Source organism: Pseudovibrio sp. W64, from assembly GCF_001623145.1.
In the GTDB taxonomy this organism is placed as follows: domain Bacteria; phylum Pseudomonadota; class Alphaproteobacteria; order Rhizobiales; family Stappiaceae; genus Pseudovibrio.
Genome location: NZ_LMCI01000038.1, coordinates 1,162,212 through 1,184,207 on the forward strand (window position 1 = coordinate 1,162,212; position 21,996 = coordinate 1,184,207).

Consider the following 21,996-nt stretch of genomic DNA (forward strand, 5'->3'; position numbering starts at 1 on the left):
TATTATTGGTCTAGAGCGGAGCGAATTCTTGTTGCTTGATTGAATCCAATCAAACAGAACGCCCTCTAGCTTAGCATTCCACGGCCATGCCCAACTGCTGACTGCATGGTTTTAACAACAACAAACGCATCCCGGACATGGGAGCGTTCAAAATCTGACAGGCTAGAAGGCTGCAGAAAATTATCGGGTTGAGCGCCTTGTTTAACCAGATCGGCCTGATGCTGGATTCGCGTCTCGGCGATCAGGTCATAAGCATCCAGAAGATCTCCTGCGCCTGATTTGCTCAGTTGGCCACTCTCACGAGCTTCTTCCAGCCGTGCGCGGGTATTAACCGCCCCGATCTGTCCTTGCAGCGCATAGATCCGAGCCAGATCAACCACTGGCACCACGCCGTTATGCTTCATGTCCAACGTGTTCTTATGCTCACCAGAGCGGATGGTTGCCAATCCGCGCAGCAGGCTGAGTGGCGGCGTATGCTTCAACGAGTTACTGACCATGTGCGCCACGAAAATCGAGTTACGGCTTGAAGCTTCCAGTGTTTGTGTTTGCAGGTCTTCAAAGAGCGAGACTTCGCCGCCAATCGGCCTGAGGTCAAACATGACAGAGCTGAGCATCTGCGCTTCTGGGTCCGGTTTGTTGATCCATCCTTCAAAATAGGTTTTCCAGACAGATAACGGCTGGCTCCAGCGCGGGTTCGTCGCCATCATGTCACCAGGGCAGTAGATGTAACCACTGGTGTTCAGGCCATCACACACAAACTTTGCCAAATCAGCAAAGTACCCAAGCCGTTGCTCGTCGGTAACGTGGTCATCCAAAAACAGACAATTATCCTGATCACTGACCCCGGTCTGTTCGCGGCGCCCTTGCGAGCCACAGGCAAGCCAAAGATACGGGACGGGTGGAGGGCCAAACTTTTCTTCTGCCAGTTTCAGCAAGCGGCGGGTTGCGGCATCAGCAATATCAGAGATCAACCGTGTGACAATTTCGTGCCGACTGCCACCAGCCACCAACTGCACCAGCAGGTTGGGTATCCGGGCCGTCACCCGTGCTATGTCATAGGCATCTTTGGCCCTGGCAACTTCGCTGACCAACTCAGCTGAACTGATGGCCTGAAACCGTGTCAAATCCGTTTGCGTCACCATGCCGACGAGGCGCTCACCCTCCACGATTGGGACATGACCAATACGCCGTTCCATCATCAAATGTAAAAGATCCGACCCAATGGCTGATGGGGCAAGCACGATGGGACTAGCCGTCATGACAGCTTCAACCGGTGTCTCAACTGATAAAGCAGGCGCCAAAACCTTAAAGGAGAGATCCCGCACCGTAATGATCCCGATCAGCCCACCTTTTGCATCTGTCACACACAGCGAAGAAACGCGTGCATCCCTCATCTGCTGAGCAGCATGTTGTACTGTGTCGTCAGGACGGCAGGTAATCGGGTTGGGCGCCATAAATGATTCAATTGGAATGGCGGCCAGATCGTTTTCGCGGGTCCGCGGCTTCTGTGTCCGGTCAAAGAAACGGGCAACGGGTTGATGCGCTGCGATCAGCTCTGTCAATAATGCAGGCGGGAGCACCAAAAGGACGGTTGGCTCACCGGCTTTTGCGGATGTAACCGCGCGTCCGTCCAGAAACAGACCGCGCTCCCCAAACGAATTGCGAATGCCAAGACGGCTTATGACGGCATCATTCTTATCCCGGATTTCGACGCCGCCCTCGTAGATGAGAAAGAGCCCTGGCAGCTGTTCTCCAAGCTCATAAATACCAGCACCGTGGACACGCTCCCACACTGTTATCTGATTGGACAACGCCTCTTGATCTGTTTCTGGAAGAACATCATAGGGATGCACGGATTTCAGAAACTGCAGGACTTGCTCTGATGTAAGAGGCATGGCTCCGCCTTCAGCTGGAAGAAATAAAGTCCTGCCCAGCATAGGCCGGGCAGGACAGGATCGAAAGACAGCGGGTTACTGAGGTTCAGCAACCCGCATGAGTTATCAATGATCCTGAGCTGCACCGGCTCCACGAGGGATGCGAACGCTTTCCACGAGGTCCTTGATCACCTGAGGTGTTTCCTTCGTCATGCCTGCAACAAAGTAGGCAACAGCGAAGTTCACAGCCGCACCAATCGCACCAAACGATGTGGACTTGATCGTACCAAGCAGTGGGTCAGCATCAGAGAAGCTGGCTGTGCCTGGAATAAAGAACCAGCCCTTGTGCAGGAAGATGTAAACAAGGGTCACAACCAGACCAGACAACATACCTGCAACAGCGCCGGTGTTGTTGATGCGGGTTGAGAAGATACCCATCATCAGCGCAGGGAAGATGGATGCCGCCGCAAGACCGAAGGCCAGTGCCACTGTTTGTGCCGCAAAGCCCGGAGGATTGAGCCCCAGATAGGTTGCCACAATAATCGCAACCGCCATGGCTACTCGGGCAGACATCAACTCACTCTTTTCTGAGATTGATGGCCTAATTGCCCCCTTGATCAAATCATGGCTAACCGCTGAGGAGATTGCGAGCAAGAGCCCTGCTGCTGTTGAAAGGGCCGCTGCTAAGCCGCCTGCAGCGACAAGACCAATCACCCAACCTGGAAGGTTTGCAATTTCCGGGTTCGCCAGCACGAGGATGTCGCGGTTGAACTTTGTCAACTCATTTCCAACCCAGCCTTTTTCGCCGGCAAGAGTTTGCATTTTTTCACTCTTGTCGTTGTAGTACTGGATTTTGCCGTCGCCGTTCTTGTCTTCCCAAGCCAGAAGTCCTGTCTTTTCCCAGGTGTGCATCCAGTCATATTTTGGGTCGTTCTTAATTTGTGCAACTTCAACAGCACCACCATTAATGCCGCCGTTTGGCCACATCATATCTGTGATGTTAAGACGTGCCATCGCGCCAACTGCAGGAGCGGTGATGTAAAGCAATGCAATGAACACCAGCGCCCAACCTGCGGACCAGCGTGCATCAGCCACTTTAGGCACGGTGAAGAAGCGCATGATCACGTGCGGCAGACCAGCAGTACCAATCATCAGAGACAGCGTGAACAGCACCATGTTGAAGGTGTCAGCATTGTTTGAGGTATATGAATTGAAGCCAAGCTCGGTCACCACCTGATCCAGTTTGGTCAGAAGCGGTTCACCACTTGCAACATCATTACCGAACAGCCCAAGACCTGGAATTGGGTTGCCAGTCAATTGCAGCGAGATGAAAACTGCTGGAATGGTGTAAGCGGTAATCAGCACCACATACTGAGCGACCTGCGTATAGGTAACGCCCTTCATGCCACCGAACACAGCGTAAGCAAACACAACACAGGCACCGATCAGCAGGCCTGTTGTGTTGTCAACTTCCAGAAAGCGGCCAAACGCGACGCCAACACCGGTCATCTGACCGATCACGTAGGTGGTTGACGCAACAATCAAGCAAACCACAGCAACAATACGAGCGGTCTGACTGTAGAAGCGATCACCGATAAACTCAGAGACGGTGAACTTGCCGAACTTGCGCAGATACGGAGCAAGAAGCAGTGCCAGTAGCACATAGCCACCGGTCCAGCCCATCAGGAAGGATGAGTTGTCATAGCCGGTAAACGCAATAAGGCCGGCCATGGAAATAAAAGAGGCTGCAGACATCCAGTCAGCTGCAGTTGCCATGCCATTGGTGACAGGATGGACGCCGCGGCCCGCAGCGTAAAATTCAGATGTGGAACCCGCACGGGCCCAGATCGCGATGCCGATGTAGAGCGCAAAGGAGCTACCCACAAATAGCAAGTTGATAGTAAACTGATCCATGATCTGAAAAGCCCCTATTCTTCTTCAACGCCGTGTTCACGGTCAAGACGGTTCATACGCCAGGCGTAGAAAAAGATGATCGCCAGGAAGACCAGAATGGAGCCCTGTTGTGCGAACCAAAACCCCAGATCAGTGCCGCCAACACGAATGCCGCTCAGCAGCGGGCGCAGCAAAATGCCAAACCCGAACGAGACCAGAGCCCATATAACGAGGCTTATTTTAATGATACGCATATTGGCAGCCCAATATGCGTTGTTGGATGAGTTATCTGACATGCTCTCCTCCCGTTTGGGCCGGATGAAATTCAACCGGACGGCATATGCCCCCAAATCTCAAACTGGATTTGCTGTTGATGACCAGTACCTCCCACTGGTCAGCTGGCTTGGAGAGTATTCGTTGATCTTGTTTGGCTTAACAAACCCCATCAAGAAAAGCCGCTCAGGTGACGAAGAATCCCATCAAAACATCACCATTTCCAGAAAGCTAAGCTTTACATTTGCGTAGAGTTTCGAGCTTGCAGACTTACACAGCTAGCCGCTTGCTCCCTTAAACCCGCCCCACTTCATCAAGAAAGCGTTGCGTCAGTTCCCAATGCCGGAACTGAGCTATCACAAGATCCTCCAACGACTCCCACACAAGCCACCTTCACCGCCTAGTTTGTTCCCCCAAAGTCAACTTGTACACGCCTACTTACGTAGAGAATACTTATGTATTACAACCAAAGACTTTGAAACTACTTACAGCTTGGTTTCCTTTTTAACTTGTCAAATTGTTGCGACATAAATATAGACACCATGAATTCTCAAGGAACCGAGAACGTTTCCATGAGTGTTGTCAAAACTGGAGTTTGTCCCAGTTTCCGGACAGTTTGATTAAAGTAGTTATGCCGCCATTTTCCGAGCCCTTTGTTCATATGCCTAACAATGTGAATTGTAGTTTATTGCCGAATGTTGGCGTCGGCGGCTGTGGAACAACCTCAATGTATTCAAAGATCGCTGCTTTTGCCTGCTACCTTGACTAGAATATCAAGCGCTGGATGAGACTTTCTTCATAGAGGCAAAAAAGCTCTCCATGAGAGCATTATCAAGTCACTTGCCCACGCTACACATGGATTGTCTGACGCCAGTTTCACGCCGCAGCTTGCGATACTCCTCGGAGCGAGATGGCGACTCGAGGTCGCTATGCTGAATAAGACCGATAGTCACTCTGCGCCTTGCCAGAGCTATGTTGCAGACATCACTGAGCAGGCTTGCCTTCATATACTTGTCCATAGCCCAGCCGACAATTTCCCGTGTTGCTATGTCCTTAATGTCGACCACAGACCGCCAACCTTCCTCGGTGACACAGTAGGTGATCTCAGCAAGTCAGATGGTGTTTGGTACAAAATAATCCAAGTTAGTATACTCAATTGTCCGGAATTCAGGGTGGATTCCAATTGTTGTGGCAACATAAAATAGATAAAGATAATATTAGTCATACTTTCGCTTTTGATGTCTAAAGCAGAGCGCAGGCATCATCGAGCACACTTTGACTATTATTTCTGATAGCACAGAGTTTCTGTGCTTTTTCAAACTTAGTTGTGCGAGTTCAAGATCTGTCAGTGCTGTTGTTTCTTCAGATAATACTATGTGTTTCTGTCTGCAGTGCAATCGGTGCAGGGGCAACGACTTCGCTGATTATCTGAGGCCGGGATGCATATGGCATGCTCTGAGGAAATACGGCTTCCGTCAACTCGGAGTTGTTAAGGCTCAGCCCAGCTTTCGCAATAACTTCCAAATTTAGGGTACATCTGATGTATCCCAGTCCGTCAATAAGGCTTGTGATAGCTGGCAAGGCAAAAAACATCGGGCAACGATCATCGTTCTCTCTATCTCGATTCATACTCGTCTTTATCGCGCGCCTGTTGCCGCTGCCAAGGTCTCATGAAGTGCGTCATCTCCTGTGTTGGGGAAGTAAGGTGATGCCGGTGTTGTGTGTTCCGTTTGCGGAACACACAACACTCTAAGATAGCTTCGAAAACTCAATGTACTTGGAGACATAGATGAGCCTCCAAGTATCAGTTGAGACACATTTTTGATTATAGCTATTTTTTTAAATGTGAACGTATCGATGATCGTTGCATAAACTCCTGCGGATAACCTAACAACCAACAATGGGATCAAAGCAACTCGGATTGTGACAAGTGGAGGTACTGCATGAAGCGTTCGTATTGTGTGACAACGTCCGCTATCAACTGTTCCTCGGTATAGCCGAGTACGTCGTACTCCTGACCGCCTTGGGCAAGGAACACCTCGACGCGGTAGTAATTGGTGCCTTCCTCTTCGGTCTCGTCCTCATTTTCATCTTCGTCAATGAGGTGACCTGGACCGATTGCCAATGCGGTTGTGAAGTAGCGCTTTCGCAGGCCATACACAAAGACCGTTTCTTCAGACTGTTCGATGGTCAATCGATAGTTCTTGGTACCGGTCAGTGTAGCTTTGAAACCGCGTGTCTCAAATTCCGCCTGCACCTTTTCCAGAGCAGGCTTGCCAATAGTACCCATAAAATGTCGTGCGTCTTTTAAGGTCGCGTTCTCAGTCAGCGTTCCGATGCGCTGCCGCCAATCCACAGTGCTTTTAGTGTACTGCACTGTGGTGTGGTGCATTTGCAGGTTTTTGGTGCGCAAAGCATCATCCTGCAAGGCTTTGTAAAGGCCAAAGCACATCAGCAACATAACAATGAGGAAGGGGAGCGCACTCGCAATTGTTGCAGTTTGTAAAGCTCCCAGCCCACCTGCCGATAACAACACAATCGCAACAGCACCTTGCAGCACAGCCCAAAATACACGCTGCCAGACAGGGGAGTTGATGTCGCCGCCAGAGGTCAAGCTGTCAATAACCAAAGACCCGGAGTCGGAGGAAGTTACAAAGAAGACGACCACCAGCACGACACCCAGCATGGAGAGTACAGATGAAAATGGCATATACTCAAAGAACTTGAAGAGAGCCAGAGACACATCAGTAGAAACGGCTTCAGCAAGGCTATCTGCCCCGCCATTGAGGATCAGATCAATACCTGTGTTCCCAAAGATCGTGAACCAGATCAGGCTGAAACCTGTTGGTACAAACAGTAGGCCAACGAGGAATTCACGGATGGAACGACCACGGGAAACGCGTGCGATAAAGGTACCTACAAAAGGTGACCACGAGATCCACCAGCCCCAATAAAGCAGAGTCCAACCGCCCAGCCAGTCATCTTTTCGGTCATAGGCATAAAGGTTGAAGGTCTTATGGATCAGGTCCCCCATATATGCGCCTGCATTTTGCACAACAGTCTGCAGCAAAGTCACAGTTGGCCCAACAATCAGAACCAGCACCATAATGCAAACAGCCAGAATGAGGTTCGTTTCAGAAAGGCGTTTCACACCTCGATCAAGGCCGGAAAAAACCGAAGCCGTTGCCATGCTGGAGATGAGCACGATCAGAATGATTTGTGAGGTTGTCGAAACAGGGACATCAAACAGATAGTTCAGGCCGGCATTCACCTGAAAAGCACCATAGCCAAGCGAGGTGGATACACCGAACAAAGTGCCCAGTACCGCAAATGTATCAACCGCATGGCCGATCGGACCGTAGATCTTCTCCCCAAACAGAGGATAGAGCGCAGACCGCGGCAACAAAGGCAATTGGTGGCGGTAGGTGAAATACGCCAATGAAAGAGCCACCACACCATAGATCGCCCAGGCATGCAGACCCCAGTGGAACATGGTGATCTTCATTGCCTCACGAGCAGCCTCAATGGTCTGCCCTTCCATGTCTGGTGGCGACATGAAATGCATGATCGGCTCTGCTACACCAAAGAAAACCAGTCCAATGCCCATACCTGCTGAAAACAGCATAGCGAACCAGCTTTTGTAGGCGTAATCGGGCTCAGCATGGTCAGGTCCCAGTTTGATATCACCAAACCGGCTCACCATGATGAAAAGGATGAACAGCAGAAAAATCGCAACTGCCAGAATATAGAGCCAACCAGTGTTTGTTTCGATCCAATCCTGAATGTTGCTGTAAAACCTCTGAGAGCCTTCCGGCCAGATGACTGCTGTAATCAGGAGCAGAAAAATCAGCGATATGGAGCTGATAAAAACAGGAGGATTAAACTTGTGCTTTATTCTCATCACGTGCTTCAACAAGCGCCGAAAAATGCAAAAAAAGGACGCACGAGTGACGAGGACTGCATTTTTCAAAGCAAAGCTATCTCAGTTGTGTAGACGGCCTCTTAAAACAATGTGTCCAACTCAGGATGGTTCTAAGCAAAACAAATATATATGCTTCGAATGACCAAAGCTGGGGCCGAGCATTTACTCCTGCCTTCACCAAGTGGCAATAGCTTTTATGTCGCACCTAAAAGTACGTATTCTTTTTTAATTTCAAAGGCTTGTAGATTGAAGTTAAGAATGCTCGTGCTGAGCTGTAGAGCAGCGCTGTCAAACTCAGCGGTTTCGCCTGAGAGCCCAGCTCAAAACAGCATAAAACGAGATATCTGATTACGAGTAGGCTTTGAAATGCTCGGTTCAACTCTGTAGGGAACATCAAAGCCGGATGACTGCCATTTTGTCTTGTGTCATGTCGTGCATGGTGTAGCCGATACCTCCGGTGTTGTAGCCGGACTGGCGACGACCCGCAAAGGGCATCCAGTCCACACGAAAGGCGGTATGGTCGTTGACCATGACAGCAGTGGCATCGAGATGTTGGACGGCTTGGAAGGCTGTTCCTAAGCTTTGAGTGAAAACAGCGGCCTGAAACGCAAAGGGCAGGCTGTTTGCAGTCTCAATAGCCTCTGCAATACTATCAATGCTGTAGACGCAAATCACCGGACCAAAAATTTCCTGTTGCGAAACGCGGACATTGGCGGGCGGATTCAGCAACACGGTGGGCGCATAGGTTGTAGGGCCCAGGCGTTTTCCGCCTGCCAACAACTCGGCTCCTCCACCGATAGCCTCATTCACCCATTCCTCAACCCGGTCCACCTCGCCAGGCCGGATCAACGGACCGCAATCCGTTGACGCATCAGTCGCATCACCCACTTTCAGCAGTTTGGCAGCCTCTGCCAGCTTTTGCGCAATCTCTTGCGCTTTAGAGGGAGGAGCAAATACGCGCTGGACAGAAACACAAACCTGACCAGAGTGATAAAAGCCTCCCTTGATTAAAAGAGGGATCATGTCGTCGATATGGGCATCTTCGCTGACAATAACTGGAGCCGCTCCGCCATGTTCCAAAGCGCAGCGCGCACCTGGTGTCAGTTTTGAGCGAAGCATCCAGCCAACACGTGCAGAACCAATAAACGAGAAGAACCCAACCCGCTGATCAGTGATCATCTGCTCAGCCACTTCGTTATTACAAACAACGGTACGGCACCAGTCCGCTGGCAATCCTGCTTCATGTAACATGCCTACAAAAGCCAGGCAGGACAGTGGTGTATCGGGAGCTGGTTTGATGATAACGGGACAACCTGTAGCCACCGCTGGTGCCACCTGATGGACAATCAGGTTGAGTGGGTGGTTGAAAGCGCTCGCAGCCACGACCACACCAATCGGCTCGCGCTGAGTGAACGCAATGCGACCTGATCCAGCCTCTGTCAAATCCATCGGAATTTCACGGCCAGTCATTTGGCCAACCTCGTGTACGCAAAGTTCCACACCATCAATGGCGCGCATCACTTCCACACGGGCATCAACCAGTGGCTTACCACCTTCGTTGGCGATCTGGAACGCCAACTCTTCAAAACGAGCCTCCATGAGCTGAGCTGTTTTCTTTAAGATGGCAATTCGTTGAAAGGCAAGAAGCCACTCATCACGCTGACGAAAGAGATTGTGTGCAGTCTCCAGAAATGCGTCGACCTGCTCCCATTCACTGGTCTCGACACTGCCGATGCATTTCAGGCTGTACGGGTTGACGACATCCAGTGTCTTGCTCATATCAGACACACCTTGGCTGCAAGCTCGTCAATCAAGACCCGCTGGTTTTCGCTGTAATCAACGGGAATATCAACCAGATGGACCCCGCCAGCAGTAAAGGCCGCTTCAAAGGTCGGCAGCAGGTCTTCTGTGCGGGTAATCCTGTGGCCAGTAGCACCGTAACTGTTCGCATACTCGACAAAGTTAGGGTTGCCAAACTGCAAGCCCCAGTCCTCAAACCCTGCATGAGCCTGCTTCCAGCGGATCATACCGTAAGAGCGATCATCCAAAACAGTGACCACCAAGTTGAGTTTCAACCGAACAGCCGTTTCCAGCTCCTGACTGTTCATCATAAAACCGCCATCACCGCAGATCGCCATGACACGGCGATCTGGATAAAGCTTGGCTGCCATCATAGCCGAAGGCAGGCCAGCGCCCATTGTCGCCAATGCGTTGTCTAAAAGCACCGTATTGGGTTGATGAGCCTTGTAGTTGCGGGCGTACCAGATCTTGTAGATCCCGTTGTCGAGCGCAATAATATCGAAATCACCCATCACCCTGCGTGTATCAGCGACCACCCGTTGTGGGATTACCGGAAAACGCGAAACATCACCACCTTCAGAGGTGTGCAGGTCTGTCTCTTTTTTGATGCGCTGGAAATAACTGCGATCAAAGTCCAGCGGACCGTCCAGGATATCGCCAAGCCGCGCAACGGAGCGGGCAAGATCTCCCACCACCTCAACCTGAGGGAAGTACACCTGATCAACCTGCGCAGCCTTGTAGTTCATATGGATCACTTTGGTGCCGCCATGTTCCATGAAAAACGGCGGTTTTTCGACAACGTCATGCCCCACATTGATGATCAGATCAGCCCGTGCAATTGCGCAGTGCAAATAGTCGCCATCAGAGAGCGCGGCAGTACCAAGGAACAGGTCCGAGCGCTCATCAATGACGCCTTTGCCCATCTGAGTGTTGAAAAACGGAATCTGGGTCTTTTCGGCGAAAGCCTTGAGTATGGAATGAGCGTCCTTACGGTTTGCTCCAGCTCCGAGCAACAGCAATGGCATTTTTGCGTTGCGGATCATCTCAGCTGCTTCATTCAGCACCGTATCATCTGCCACCGCATAGTAACGGGGATGAGGGTGCAAGACAGCTTCATCAGTTTCTTCAACAGCAATATCTTCAGGCAGCTCCAGCAAGACCGCGCCGGGGCGCTCCTCTTCCGCCACGCGGAAAGCCTCACGGATCAGGGCAGGGATGGTGTTACCATGTACAATCGCCTTGGACATCTTACAGATCGGCTCAAACAAACTGACAATATCAATGATCTGAAATTGCCCTTGCTTGGATTTCTTGATCGGCTTTTGCCCGGTGATCATGATCAAAGGCATACCGCCCAGAAAAGCGTAGGCCGCCGGGGTGGCAAAGTTGGTCGCGCCAGGGCCTAATGTCGCCATGCAGACGCCCGCTTTGCCAGTCAAACGCCCATAAGTGGCAGCCATAAAGGCCGCACCTTGCTCATGTCGGTTCAACACCAGTTCAATTGTGGAGGTACGAAGGGATTCAAGAACGTCAAGGTTTTCCTCACCAGGAACAGCAAAGACGTATTCAACACCTTCCGCTTCCAGTGCAGCTACAAGACGATCAGAAGCTTTCATCGGGGCATGAGAGTCAGGCATGGGATCTCCTGTTCAGTCAACGCTTTGCTTTAGAACTTCAGGCTTATGTTCTCTCTATGAGATCAGAAATTAGTAAAGGCAGTATGCTGATGTTTGAAGTTTCCGTGGGGATATCTTTTGGCGGTTGGTTCTCCGTCAAACAAAAGGACTACTAAGTAGCAGGATTTTGGTTCAGGTTCGGTGCATACACTTATGTTTGCTCCAATGTTTTATAATAAGTGAACCTTCAAGTTGAGCATTCTTGAGAGAATGCGTCAGCAGTCACATCAATCCGTAGCTAAAATCATTTGATTGGTATACCGATGAGTAACTATTTATTTTTAGATTATTGAGTGTTATTTAAGTTCTGCTTCTGTCAGCTTCAAGATTGGATACACTGCGAAGATCATTCGCAATATTGGATTAAGGTTATCAACGGACTTTACGGTTATTCGTTCGTAGGTTGCGACCATCTTACTGCGTAGCCTATTTAATGTAGCTTGTTTTCCTAAAGCATGTCTTTGGTGTCAATAGTTAACAGCTGTTTCATTCTGACGATCGTGGTAGGATAAGAGAGGCAAGTACGTCTGTTGCCCTACTTGTTCTCAACGTTTTGGTAAGAGATCCTCATGCGGGTGAAGCTCATGGAGATGTGGGCTTTTTGGATGAGGGAGACGGCTTTCAGGTCTCCCAGCTTTAACGCAGTCAGGATGTCGTCCATTTCCCGGTTGAAGATGATAACTTCGTCTGTCAAATCGATGACGGATGCAAATAGAGACTTGAGCCAGATGCGGGTTGTCTGCATGTAGAGCCTCTCCGAAATCTCGCGCAAAGGGCCGTTATCTGTGAGCTTGAGGATGGTGAGGAAGAAGTCCATGATCAGGATCGAGAACTCGCGGGCACTTGGGTTTGTCTGCAGTTCTTTGGCGCGGGCAGTCAAAGCCTCAAACTCAGACAGTATCTCCTCTGTGGGAGGTGCTGGCGACAATTTTCCGCTGAGTTCCGCCAGTTCCATGCGCAGCAGATAGGTTTGTTCCAGCTCCTTGATATCCACGTCCGTTACAAAGGTACCGACACCATGAACTGAGCGCAGCAGGCCTTCGCTTTCCAGACGAACCAGCACCCGGCGCAATGGTGTCCGGCTCACACCAAATTCTTCCGCCAGTTCTGTTTCAGAAAGTCGTTTTCCGGGCGCGTAATCCAACAGGCAGATACGATCCCTAATTTCATCATACATCCGGTCAAACCGGTCGCGTGCGCTATAGTCGATATTCGCCAGATCCAAGATGTTCACCGATCACTCTTTTCTCGTGTTCTCGTTGTATATACTCATAGTGCCAAGGGCAAAGCTATTGATCCCTTGGCACACTAGTTGTTTGGCCTGACGTGTTTATAAATCAGTCTTTTATGAAGAGTTTGCGCTCAACATTGCAAAGAGCTTGGGCCGGGCCTGCCTCAGTGATGAGGATTGTCTCTGTGGTCTCCAGCCCCCAGTCATCCAGCCAAAGGCCTGGCATGAAATGAAAGGTAGTTCCGGGTAATAATACTGTTTCATCCGTAGGTCGAAGCGAGAGAGTGCGCTCGCCCCAATCAGGTGGATAGCTCAGACCAATCGGGTAACCGCAACGTCCTCCACGATCAATGCCGACTTTGGCGAGTGCATTGTTGAGTGCATTGGCTATATCACAGGCACGGTTTCCTGCTCTGGCCGCCTCCAGGCCAGCTTCCAATCCTTCTGTCAGGGCCATCGAGGCGTCGACCATCGATTGTGGAGGTTTGCCAAGAAAGACTGAGCGGCACAATGGGGCGTGATAACGCCGGTAGCAACCGGAGAGTTCAAAGAAAGTAATCTCTCCAGTTCGCATTTGGTTGCCGTTCCAGGTCAGATGAGGTGCTGTCGCGTCCCTTCCTGATGGTGTCAGAGGCACAATGGCAGGATAGTCTCCCCAGTCATCTCCAACACCAGTAATCCCGGCGTGGCTTATATCCGCAACCAGCTCATTCTTCCTCATCCCAGGTTCAGCTTTATCAAGTGCAATCCTGATAATTTTGTCCGAGATGACTGCTGCTTTTCGAATGAAAACAAGTTCTTCTTCTGATTTAACACCGCGCTGCCAGTTAACCAGCGCCGTTGCATCAACAGGCACTGCATTGGGGAGCTCTGAAAACAAAACCGCATGTGCTTTGGCGGAGTAATAATAGTTTTCCATTTCCACGCCGATACGGGATGTGGAGTAGCCTCTTGCTTCAAGGTGTGATGCCAGATCCTCCATAGGATGGCAGGTTGTTGACTGGATGTAGCGATCTGCATAGCCAAGCACATGGTCGTCATCCATCCAAACAGTTCGCAGCGCCCCATTTGCATCCTGAATCCGGCCCCACCACAACGGATCTCCCTCCAGTGGCAGGATTACGCCTTGATGCACGTAAAATGACCAGCCGTCATAGCCCGTCAACCAAGCCTGGTTCGATGGATCAGTCACAAACAAGACCTCAATCCCGGCCTGCATCATGGCACTGCGGGTCTGAGCAATGCGCCGATCGTATTCTGTTTTGCTGAATGGAGCATTTTCTAGGCCCATGTCGCCCTCCCTTGTCAAAAATATAATTGTACACAACAGCAACTAACGCCAATAAGATCAATCAAAAAAAACAAATTTACCAGCATTAAAATTAGCAAAATATAGCTATTTGGGTAATTTAATTATTGACTATGCCGAAATATCGATCATGTTGTGTACATCAAGTATTTGCACGTAGGTTTGCGGTTGCATAGCAAACCTGCCGACGTGGCAGTTCCTATGAGCAGTCACAGGCATTCACTGGAAACGGCGCGCAAGATGCCGAGTAAAACAGATATTCATCATGATGATTTTGGGGGAGGAATTAATGACAGGTATCTTTAAACGGGCGTTACAATCTTGCGCAGCGGTGGGATTGGTTCTCGCTGCAACCGGAGCGGTGCAGGCTGATACATGGCGATATGCTTTTGAAGAAGCCATGACCGATGTTCAGGGCGTGTATGCTCAAAAGTTCAAAGCAGAAATTGAAGCAAACTCTGATCATGAAATGCAGCTGTTCCCTTATGGAACGCTTGGCGAGTCTGCTGATATCATGGAACAGACGCAAGATGGCATCTTGCAGTTTGTTGATCAGTCTCCAGGCTTCACCGGCGCTTTGATACCGGAAGCACAAGTGTTCTTTGTGCCTTATCTCCTTCCTACAGATCAAAAGCATCTCGCTCGCTTCTACCGGGAAAGCAAGGCGATCAATGACATGTTCAAGCCGCTCTATGCTGAAAAAGGCCTTGAACTGCTGAACATGTTCCCTGAGGGCGAGGTGGCGATGACCACCAAGAAGCCAGTGAAAACATGTGCTGATCTGAATGAAGTCAAGTTTCGCGTAATGACCAACCCACTGCTGGTTGAGAGCTATCGTGCGTTTGGTGCGAGCCCGACACCACTGCCATGGGGCGAGGTTTATGGTGGGTTGCAAACCAACCTTATTCAGGGGCAGGAGAACCCGACTTTCTTCCTCTATTCGACCAAGATCTATGAGGTCACCGATTACATCACGTATGCGGGGCACAACAATTTCACCACCGCGGTGATGGCAAACAAAGATTTCTTTGATGGCTTAAGCGCAGAAGATAAGGACTTGGTGGAAAAGGCAGCAGCTGCTGCGTACGACCATACTGTCGTCTATCAGCAACAAGCCGCTGAAACTGAGCTTGCTAAGATCATGGAAGCCAAGCCTGAGATGAAAGTCACTGTTCTGACCGAAGATGAGCGTGGATGTTTCAAGGCAGCCGCGGCTGAGGTTGAAAAGACCTTCATTGAGATGACAGGTGATAGCGGTGCTGCAATCATTGCACAAATGAAAGCCGATCTGGCCGCGACTGCAGACTAACAGTCAGTTGTTATCGCGCAAGATATGTAGGGCGAGCACTCCTCGCCTTACATGCCTCATGTAATGCAGGACGGTGGAATGAGTGATCAGACACAATCAAACTTGCCAGGCTTTTTGGGTGTTATCGACCAAGCGATCAGTCGGATTGAATCCGCCTTGCTTGCAGTCGGCGTTCTTTTGATGGCAGCAAACACGATCGCCAATGTAATCGGGCGTTTTGTGCTTGGAAATTCCATCTTCTTTTCCGAGGAACTGAATCGTATCTTGATTATTCTGATCACGTTCGCTGGTATCAGTTATGCAGCACGGCATGGGCGCCACATCCGCATGAGCGCTATTTATGACGGCTTGTCTCCTGGCTACCGTAAAATTCTGATGGTCCTGATCTCGCTGGTGACCGCAATTTTTCTGTTCCTGCTTTGTTATTACTCAATCAACTACATTGAGACACAGGCCTCTCGTGGCCGGGTGTTACCTGCACTGCAAATTCCTGTTTGGGTGATATTGGTTTGGGTGCCCGTCGGTTTTTTCATGACGGGAACACAGTACCTGCTCACTGCCATCAAGAACTTGACTGCTCCCGATATCTATCTCTCGACCCACATGCTTGAGGGTTATGAAGAAGATGAAATCGAGGTCTGAAAGATAGTATTATGGCAGCAACAATATTCCTTTCGATGATTACTCTTCTTCTTCTTGGGTTTCCTATGATGATCCCTTTGATCGTCGGGAGCTTCATTGGTTTTTTGATGATGTTCGGTGATTTCGGGCAAATGGAAACCATGATCCAGCAAATGGTTGCAGGTATTCGGCCTGCATCTCTCATTGCTGTGCCTATGTTCATTTTTGCAGCAGATATCATGACACGGGGACAGTCCGCTGGCCGCCTGATTGATTTGGTCATGGCCTTCACGGGCCACGTGCGCGGCGGTCTTGCCATCTCGACAGCAATGGCCTGCACAATGTTTGGCGCAGTCTCAGGGTCCACACAGGCAACCGTTGTGGCTATTGGATCGCCCTTGCGTCCACGTATGCTTAAGGCCGGTTACAAAGACAGCTTCATTCTGGCGCTCATCGTCAATGCCAGTGACATTGCTTTTCTGATCCCACCATCAATTGGAATGATCATTTACGGCGTTGTTTCAAATACATCTATTGCAGAATTGTTTATCGCAGGCATCGGGCCGGGACTGCTCATCCTCGTTCTGTTTTCAATCTACAGCTACATTTACGCCGTCCGAAACCAAGTCCCAACTGAACCAAAAGCCAGCTGGCGCGAACGGTTGACCGCAGTCCGGCAGGCGCTGTGGCCGCTAGGTTTTCCGGTAATCATTATTGGTGGCATTTATGGCGGCATCTTCAGCCCTACAGAAGCCGCCGCAGTGTGTGTGCTTTACGCTTTGGTTCTGGAAGTCTTTGTGTTCCGCTCCATGACTTTGACTGATGTTTACAAGACAGCTCAATCAACCGGTTTAATCACCGCAGTGGTGTTCATTCTGGTCGGCGCAGGCGCAGCATTTTCCTGGATCATTTCTTTCGCTCAGGTCCCGCAGGAAATCCTGACTGCGATTGGCATTTCTGACATGGGCGCAATGGGTATCCTGTTTGTCATCTCAGCGGCATTTTTTGTTGGCTGTATGTTTGTCGACCCAATCGTCGTTATTCTGGTGCTGGTACCCATTTTTGCGCCAGTTGTTAAGGCTGTTGGTTTGGATCCGGTGTTGGTTGGCACGATCATCACATTGCAGGTCGCCATAGGCTCAGCAACGCCGCCATTTGGATGTGACATTTTCACGGCCATCGCAGTGTTCAAGCGACCGTATGCTGAGGTTATCCGCGGGACGCCACCGTTTATCCTGATGTTGGTTGGAGTCGCCATTGCTCTGATCTTTTTCCCACAAATTGCGCTCTTTCTGCGCGACTTAGCTTTTGCCAAGTAACAAGGAGTACCCGATGTTCAAATCTATCCTTGTTCCATTTGATGGGTCTAAAGGGGCGGAGCGAGCACTGCTCAAGGCCGTTGAATTGGCGACTGTTTGCGGCAACATCCCGCTCTCTCTTCTGACCGTTTACAAACATCATTCAATGTTGGAAGCATCCTTCGCAATCGTGCGCCCGGATGAAAATGAGAGCGTGGATGATGTGATGCGCAATCACGCTTGTGAAGTGGCAGAGCAGGGGAAGCAACTTGCCCTGAATGCCGGGTGTGCAAACATCCGCGCTTTTGCCAAATCCGGCCCAACAGCCCGCACGATTGTGGGCTTTGCAAGAGAACACCAAAACGATGTGATTGTTTTGGGGAGCAGAGGGTTGGGTTCAATCGAAGGATATTTGCTTGGCAGTGTCTCTCACAAGGTAACAGGCCTGGCGGAATGCCCGGTCCTTGTTGTTTAGGAGGGCACATGGTTTTTGATTGTCGTCCTAAGGCCTCTCTGGTTGAAGCCAACTTTGACGCCCGTTCAGTCAATAAACGGATAGGTCTGATTGTTTTGGCAACAGATCACACCAGCGAAGGGGATTTCGCACGCATGTGCGATCCTGATCAGATCGGCATTTACGCAAACCGGATCACCTATCAAAACCCAGGTACACGAGCGAATTTGCTGGCAACAGGTCCACGCCTGACAGAAGCTGCTTCGCAGATATTACCTGGAGATGCGTTGGACGTAATCGCTTACAGCTGTACGGCTGCTTCAGTTGTTTTGGGAAACGCAGTTGTTGGGGATTACTTGAAAGCTGGCAAACCTGATACCCCATTTGTGACGCCCAGCTCTGCAGCATTTGATGCGCTCGAAGCTTTAGATGCAAAGCGGATCAGCGTGTTAACTCCATACTCTGCCAGTATTTCGCAGGAAGTGTTTCAGTACTTCGCCGATAATGGCCTTCAAATCGCCAGTGCAAACTATCTCGGTGTCGATGATGACCGTGAGATTGCGCGGCTTTCCGAGTCTACGATTATTGAGGCTGCCTGTGCAGCTATGGAGCCGAGTGCAGATGCATTGTTCATCTCGTGTACCGGGTTGAGGGCCGCAGTGTGCATTCAGAGGATTGAAGATCGGATTGGCAAGCCAGTGGTGACTTCAAATCAGGCAATGATCTGGCGTTGCCTCCAGCATCTGGGCTCCGAGCAAGTCATACATGGTTTTGGCCATCTGTTCCAACACCCAATCAAAGATCGGATGAGCGCATAATGATGCAAAAAATAACCGTTCATGACAGTTTTTCTGCACGCCAAAAGATAATGGGGCACGTTAGAACGACTCCCTTGGTCAGCTCACCCGGCTTGAGCCAGATCTGCTCTGCAGAAGTGTTGTTGAAGCTTGAGCAAACGCAGATCACGGGAAGCTTTAAACTGCGCGGTGCGACAAATGCAATTTTGTCACTCAACGCAGCTCAAAAAGAAGCTGGTGTCGTCGGTGTCTCAACTGGAAACCATGGTCGCGGTCTGGCTTATGCTGCCTCAAAAGCAGGGGTGCGTTGCATCATCTGTATGTCAAAACTTGTTCCGCAGAACAAGGTAGAGGCAATTCAATCGCTGGGTGCTGAAGTTCGAATAACCGGAAGTTCTCAGGACGATGCTCAAGCTGAAGTAGATCGGTTGGTAGAAGACGGAATGACGATGATCCCGCCATTCGACCACCGGGATATCATTGCAGGGCAAAGCACTGTTGCACTGGAAATTCTGGAGCAAACGCCTGATCTGGATACGGTACTCGTACCAGTCTCGGGCGGTGGCTTAATTTCTGGAGTGGCTTTGGTGATGAAAACCATCAGTCCCTCAATTCGTGTTGTTGGCGTTTCAATGGAGCGCGGTGCTGCCATGTATAGCTGCCAGCGTGCAGGCAAACCGATCCTTGTTGAAGAAGTGCCAACACTCGCAGATTCATTGGGTGGTGGGATTGGGCTGAACAATGCCTATACCTTCGAGATGACACGGGATCTGGTAGATGACTTGATCTTGGTCAGCGAAGAAGAAATCGCAGAAGCCATTCGACACGCTTACTGGCAGGAACGTCTGGTGATTGAAGGCTCAGGCAGTGTCGGTATTGCTGCCTTACTCGCTGGAAAGATCAAAACACCCGGAAAGTGTGCGAGCCTCATCAGCGGACAAAATATTGATATGGCGCTGCATAAACGATTGATCGACGGCGAGAACGTCGATGTTGCTGCGCCGACCTCTGTGAATGGAAGCCTTTATGCCTGAGATTAATATCCTGACGGAGGCAGATCTGCGCTCTGCTGTTTCTTTGGATCTGGATGCTGTTGCATGTGTAGAAAATGCATTTCGATTGCTTGCAACAAAAGACGTTGAAATGCCGCCTATACTGAGCTTCCATGTACCTGAGCACAATGGGGAAGTGGATGTGAAGACTGCCTATGTTCCCGGCATAGACAGTTTTGCGATCAAGATGAGCCCGGGTTTCTTCGACAATCCCAAACTGGGTCTGCCAAGCCTGAACGGATTGATGGTGTTGTTTGATGCAAAGACCGGCATCGTCAAGGCGTTACTGCTCGATAACGGGTATCTGACCGATGTGCGCACAGCTGCCGCTGGAGCCGTCGCAGCCAAGCATCTGTCACGAGAGAGCAGCAAGATTGCCGGTATTCTTGGAAGTGGCATTCAGGCCCGCCTCCAACTGCAAGCATTGACGCTTGTTCGTAATATTGAACGAGCTGTTATCTGGGGGCGCAACAGAGAAAAAGCTGCTGCTTGTGCTCGGGAGTGTTCAACTCAATTGGGAATTGAAGTCGTTGCTGGCAGCATCGCTGAGGTTATGGCTCAATCCGATATCGTCGTAACAACAACCCCCTCCAAAGAGCCCTTGATCAAGGCGGATATGATGCGACCTGGGCAGCATATCACCGCCATGGGATCAGATGCCGACTATAAATCGGAACTCGCGCCCTGCGTTATTCCAGGCGCCTCTGTTTTCGTTTGTGACCGCTTATCTCAATCCATCAAACAAGGCGAACTCCATGCAGCGATAGCAGCTGGCACGATCAACAGTACTGAGATGTACGCGGAACTTGGACAAGTAATTTCTGGCCAAAAGCCCGGGCGGCAGTCGGACAAAGACATTACGGTTTGCGATCTGACAGGAACTGGGGTGCAAGACACCGCCATTGCCACCTTGGCCGGAGCCCGAGCTGAAGCCGTAAAAGCAGGCACAGCGATCAATAGTTGATCCGTGTGTATTAGGACGAAAATTATGCAGGCAAATCCCATCACGCCCACAATCCCATTGGATCAGGACGGCATTCATCATGGGTTTTTACGGTTACCCTATAGCCGTGATGACAGTGCGTGGGGCTCTGTTATGATCCCCATTACGGTCATCAAAAACGGGGAAGGGCCGACAGCGCTCTTAACAGGCGCAAATCACGGCGATGAATACGAAGGGCCAGTTGTCCTCCAGGAACTGACAGTTGCGTTGAAACCAGAGGACGTAACTGGTCGAATTATCATAGTTCCGGCCTTCAACTTTCCGGCATTTATGGCGGGAACGCGGACGTCACCCATTGATAGGGGAAACCTGAACCGTTCATTTCCCGGTCGTCCTGACGGAACACCAACCGAGAAAATTGCCGACTATTTTCAACGTTACCTGCTTCCTCTGACAGATGTCGCTGTCGACTTCCATAGCGGAGGTAAGACCCTTGATTTCGTGCCGTTCGCAGCAGCTCATATTCTGGAAGATAAGAGCAATGAGAAGGCCTGCTTTGAAGCAATGGCTGCGTTTAACGCACCTTATTCTGTTCAGCTCCTCGAAATCGATAATATAGGCATGTACGACACAGCAGTCGAAAGCATGGGCAAGGTTCTTGTGACAACAGAACTGGGCGGTGGTGGAACTGCGACGGCAAAAACCATCGGAATCGCACGCAAAGGATTGCGTAACGTCTTGATCCAGTTCGGTATCCTGCAAGGAGAAAAACAACTGGAGTCCTCCGTAAATTTGGGGATGCCAGGCGCAGATTGCTTTACATTTTGCGAGCAGGGCGGGCTATACGAACCTATGGTCGATCTGGGAGATCCCGTTGGAGAAGGTGACATTGTTGCCCGTGTTTGGCCAATGGACAGAACCGGTGTTGAACCAACCAGATACCACGCAAAGCGCAGCGGCATCCTCATCAGTCGTCATTTCCCCGGGCTGATCAAATCCGGTGATTGTGCGGCGGTGATTGGCGTTCCTGAAGTGTGAGAGATATCAAAAGATGAGCATGCAACTTGATCAGCGTGATCTGGATATCCTGCGAATACTCTCAAATGAGGGCCGCATCACCAAAGCCGCTTTGGCGGACCGCATCGGATTGTCTCCAACACCTTGCTGGGACCGGCTGAAGAAGCTGGAGAAATCTGGTCTGATCGAAAGTTATGGTGCAAGGATTAATCTCAAAAAACTGGGGCCTCACGTCACTGTTTTCGTCGCTGCTGAACTGGTGGACCACACGGCTGCGAGCTTTTACGCCTTTGAAACAGCCATGCAGAACTACGAGGAAGTCGTGGCTTGCTGGGCATTAGGGGGCGGATTTGACTATCTGATACAGATCGTGACCAGAGACGTAGACGCTTATCAGAGGCTGATCGACACCATGCTGGATGCACGCATCGGGTTATCCCGCTACTTCACGTACATTGTGACAAAGCCTGTAAAGGGAAATGCGGCACCTCCGTTGAATCTTCTTTTCGCGGCCGATTAGCAGACGA

Annotated in this window: 19 protein-coding genes; 10 read left to right on the forward strand and 9 right to left on the reverse strand. The window is 50.5% G+C overall.

Annotated elements, in window-relative coordinates; translation table 11 throughout:
* Positions 1–65: 65 nt before the first annotated feature.
* The 3 genes from PsW64_RS21695 to PsW64_RS21705 form a co-directional block, all read right to left on the reverse strand.
* On the reverse strand, positions 66–1,895 hold the full coding sequence (locus tag PsW64_RS21695) for a DUF294 nucleotidyltransferase-like domain-containing protein (RefSeq protein ID WP_063304915.1): 1,830 nt from the start codon (positions 1,893–1,895) through the stop codon (positions 66–68).
* A 105-nt stretch (positions 1,896–2,000) separates the two neighbouring features.
* Positions 2,001–3,788 carry a sodium:solute symporter family protein gene (locus tag PsW64_RS21700; protein WP_063292108.1) on the reverse strand — a complete coding sequence of 596 codons (1,788 nt, stop codon included), beginning with the start codon at positions 3,786–3,788 and terminating at the stop codon, positions 2,001–2,003.
* A 14-nt stretch (positions 3,789–3,802) separates the two neighbouring features.
* Entirely contained in the window at positions 3,803–4,063 is a 261-nt protein-coding gene (locus PsW64_RS21705; RefSeq protein WP_057462081.1) for a DUF4212 domain-containing protein, read from the reverse strand.
* Between PsW64_RS21705 and PsW64_RS21710 the strand changes: the two genes are divergently transcribed.
* A complete protein-coding gene (locus tag PsW64_RS21710; protein ID WP_063304916.1) occupies positions 4,062–4,292 on the forward strand; it encodes a hypothetical protein in 231 nt (76 codons plus the stop codon). The two genes, PsW64_RS21705 and PsW64_RS21710, sit on opposite strands and share 2 nt — an antisense overlap.
* 584 nt (positions 4,293–4,876) lie before the next feature.
* On the opposite strand, the gene PsW64_RS28480 is transcribed toward PsW64_RS21710, so the two are convergent.
* The 6 genes from PsW64_RS28480 to PsW64_RS21745 form a co-directional block, all read right to left on the reverse strand.
* Positions 4,877–5,143, reverse strand: a complete 267-nt coding sequence (locus PsW64_RS28480; protein ID WP_153042411.1) for a DDE-type integrase/transposase/recombinase — start codon at positions 5,141–5,143, stop codon at positions 4,877–4,879.
* Between the two features lie 803 nt (positions 5,144–5,946).
* Entirely contained in the window at positions 5,947–7,941 is a 1,995-nt protein-coding gene (locus tag PsW64_RS21725; RefSeq protein WP_063288630.1) for a BCCT family transporter, read from the reverse strand.
* A gap of 414 nt (positions 7,942–8,355) precedes the next feature.
* Complete coding sequence (locus PsW64_RS21730) at positions 8,356–9,741, reverse strand: aldehyde dehydrogenase family protein (protein WP_063304919.1); 1,386 nt, start codon at positions 9,739–9,741, stop codon at positions 8,356–8,358.
* Complete coding sequence (locus PsW64_RS21735; protein WP_063292034.1) at positions 9,738–11,399, reverse strand: acetolactate synthase large subunit; 1,662 nt, start codon at positions 11,397–11,399, stop codon at positions 9,738–9,740. The genes PsW64_RS21730 and PsW64_RS21735 overlap by 4 nt, the downstream gene beginning before the upstream one ends.
* Before the next feature lie 574 nt (positions 11,400–11,973).
* Complete coding sequence (locus PsW64_RS21740) at positions 11,974–12,672, reverse strand: GntR family transcriptional regulator (protein WP_244277324.1); 699 nt, start codon at positions 12,670–12,672, stop codon at positions 11,974–11,976.
* A gap of 103 nt (positions 12,673–12,775) precedes the next feature.
* Entirely contained in the window at positions 12,776–13,960 is a 1,185-nt protein-coding gene (locus PsW64_RS21745; protein WP_063304920.1) for a M24 family metallopeptidase, read from the reverse strand.
* Positions 13,961–14,267: 307 nt separating this feature from the next.
* On the opposite strand from PsW64_RS21745, the gene PsW64_RS21750 reads away from it, so the two are divergent.
* The 9 genes from PsW64_RS21750 to PsW64_RS21790 all read left to right on the forward strand — a co-directional run bounded on the left by PsW64_RS21750 (position 14,268) and on the right by PsW64_RS21790 (position 21,989).
* A complete protein-coding gene (locus PsW64_RS21750) occupies positions 14,268–15,287 on the forward strand; it encodes a TRAP transporter substrate-binding protein (protein WP_063304921.1) in 1,020 nt (339 codons plus the stop codon).
* Between the two features lie 78 nt (positions 15,288–15,365).
* Positions 15,366–15,929, forward strand: a complete 564-nt coding sequence (locus PsW64_RS21755) for a TRAP transporter small permease (RefSeq protein WP_057464135.1) — start codon at positions 15,366–15,368, stop codon at positions 15,927–15,929.
* A gap of 11 nt (positions 15,930–15,940) precedes the next feature.
* Positions 15,941–17,227: a TRAP transporter large permease gene (locus tag PsW64_RS21760; protein WP_063289781.1), complete on the forward strand. Its 1,287-nt coding sequence runs from the start codon at positions 15,941–15,943 to the stop codon at positions 17,225–17,227.
* 13 nt (positions 17,228–17,240) lie between these two features.
* Positions 17,241–17,681, forward strand: a complete 441-nt coding sequence (locus PsW64_RS21765; RefSeq protein WP_057464133.1) for a universal stress protein — start codon at positions 17,241–17,243, stop codon at positions 17,679–17,681.
* 8 nt (positions 17,682–17,689) lie between these two features.
* Entirely contained in the window at positions 17,690–18,478 is a 789-nt protein-coding gene (gene eutA, locus PsW64_RS21770; RefSeq protein WP_063304922.1) for an ectoine utilization protein EutA, read from the forward strand.
* A gap of 2 nt (positions 18,479–18,480) precedes the next feature.
* Positions 18,481–19,491 (forward strand): hydroxyectoine utilization dehydratase EutB, encoded by a 1,011-nt coding sequence (gene eutB / locus PsW64_RS21775; RefSeq protein WP_208980955.1) that lies wholly within the window; start codon positions 18,481–18,483, stop codon positions 19,489–19,491.
* Positions 19,484–20,473 carry a cyclodeaminase gene (locus PsW64_RS21780; RefSeq protein WP_063304924.1) on the forward strand — a complete coding sequence of 330 codons (990 nt, stop codon included), beginning with the start codon at positions 19,484–19,486 and terminating at the stop codon, positions 20,471–20,473. Before eutB ends, PsW64_RS21780 begins: the two co-directional genes overlap by 8 nt.
* A 9-nt stretch (positions 20,474–20,482) precedes the next feature.
* Positions 20,483–21,490, forward strand: a complete 1,008-nt coding sequence (gene doeB, locus PsW64_RS21785; protein ID WP_208980956.1) for a N(2)-acetyl-L-2,4-diaminobutanoate deacetylase DoeB — start codon at positions 20,483–20,485, stop codon at positions 21,488–21,490.
* A 13-nt stretch (positions 21,491–21,503) separates the two neighbouring features.
* Positions 21,504–21,989, forward strand: coding sequence for an Lrp/AsnC family transcriptional regulator (locus PsW64_RS21790; RefSeq protein WP_244271778.1), 486 nt, complete (start codon positions 21,504–21,506; stop codon positions 21,987–21,989).
* Positions 21,990–21,996: the final 7 nt, after the last annotated feature.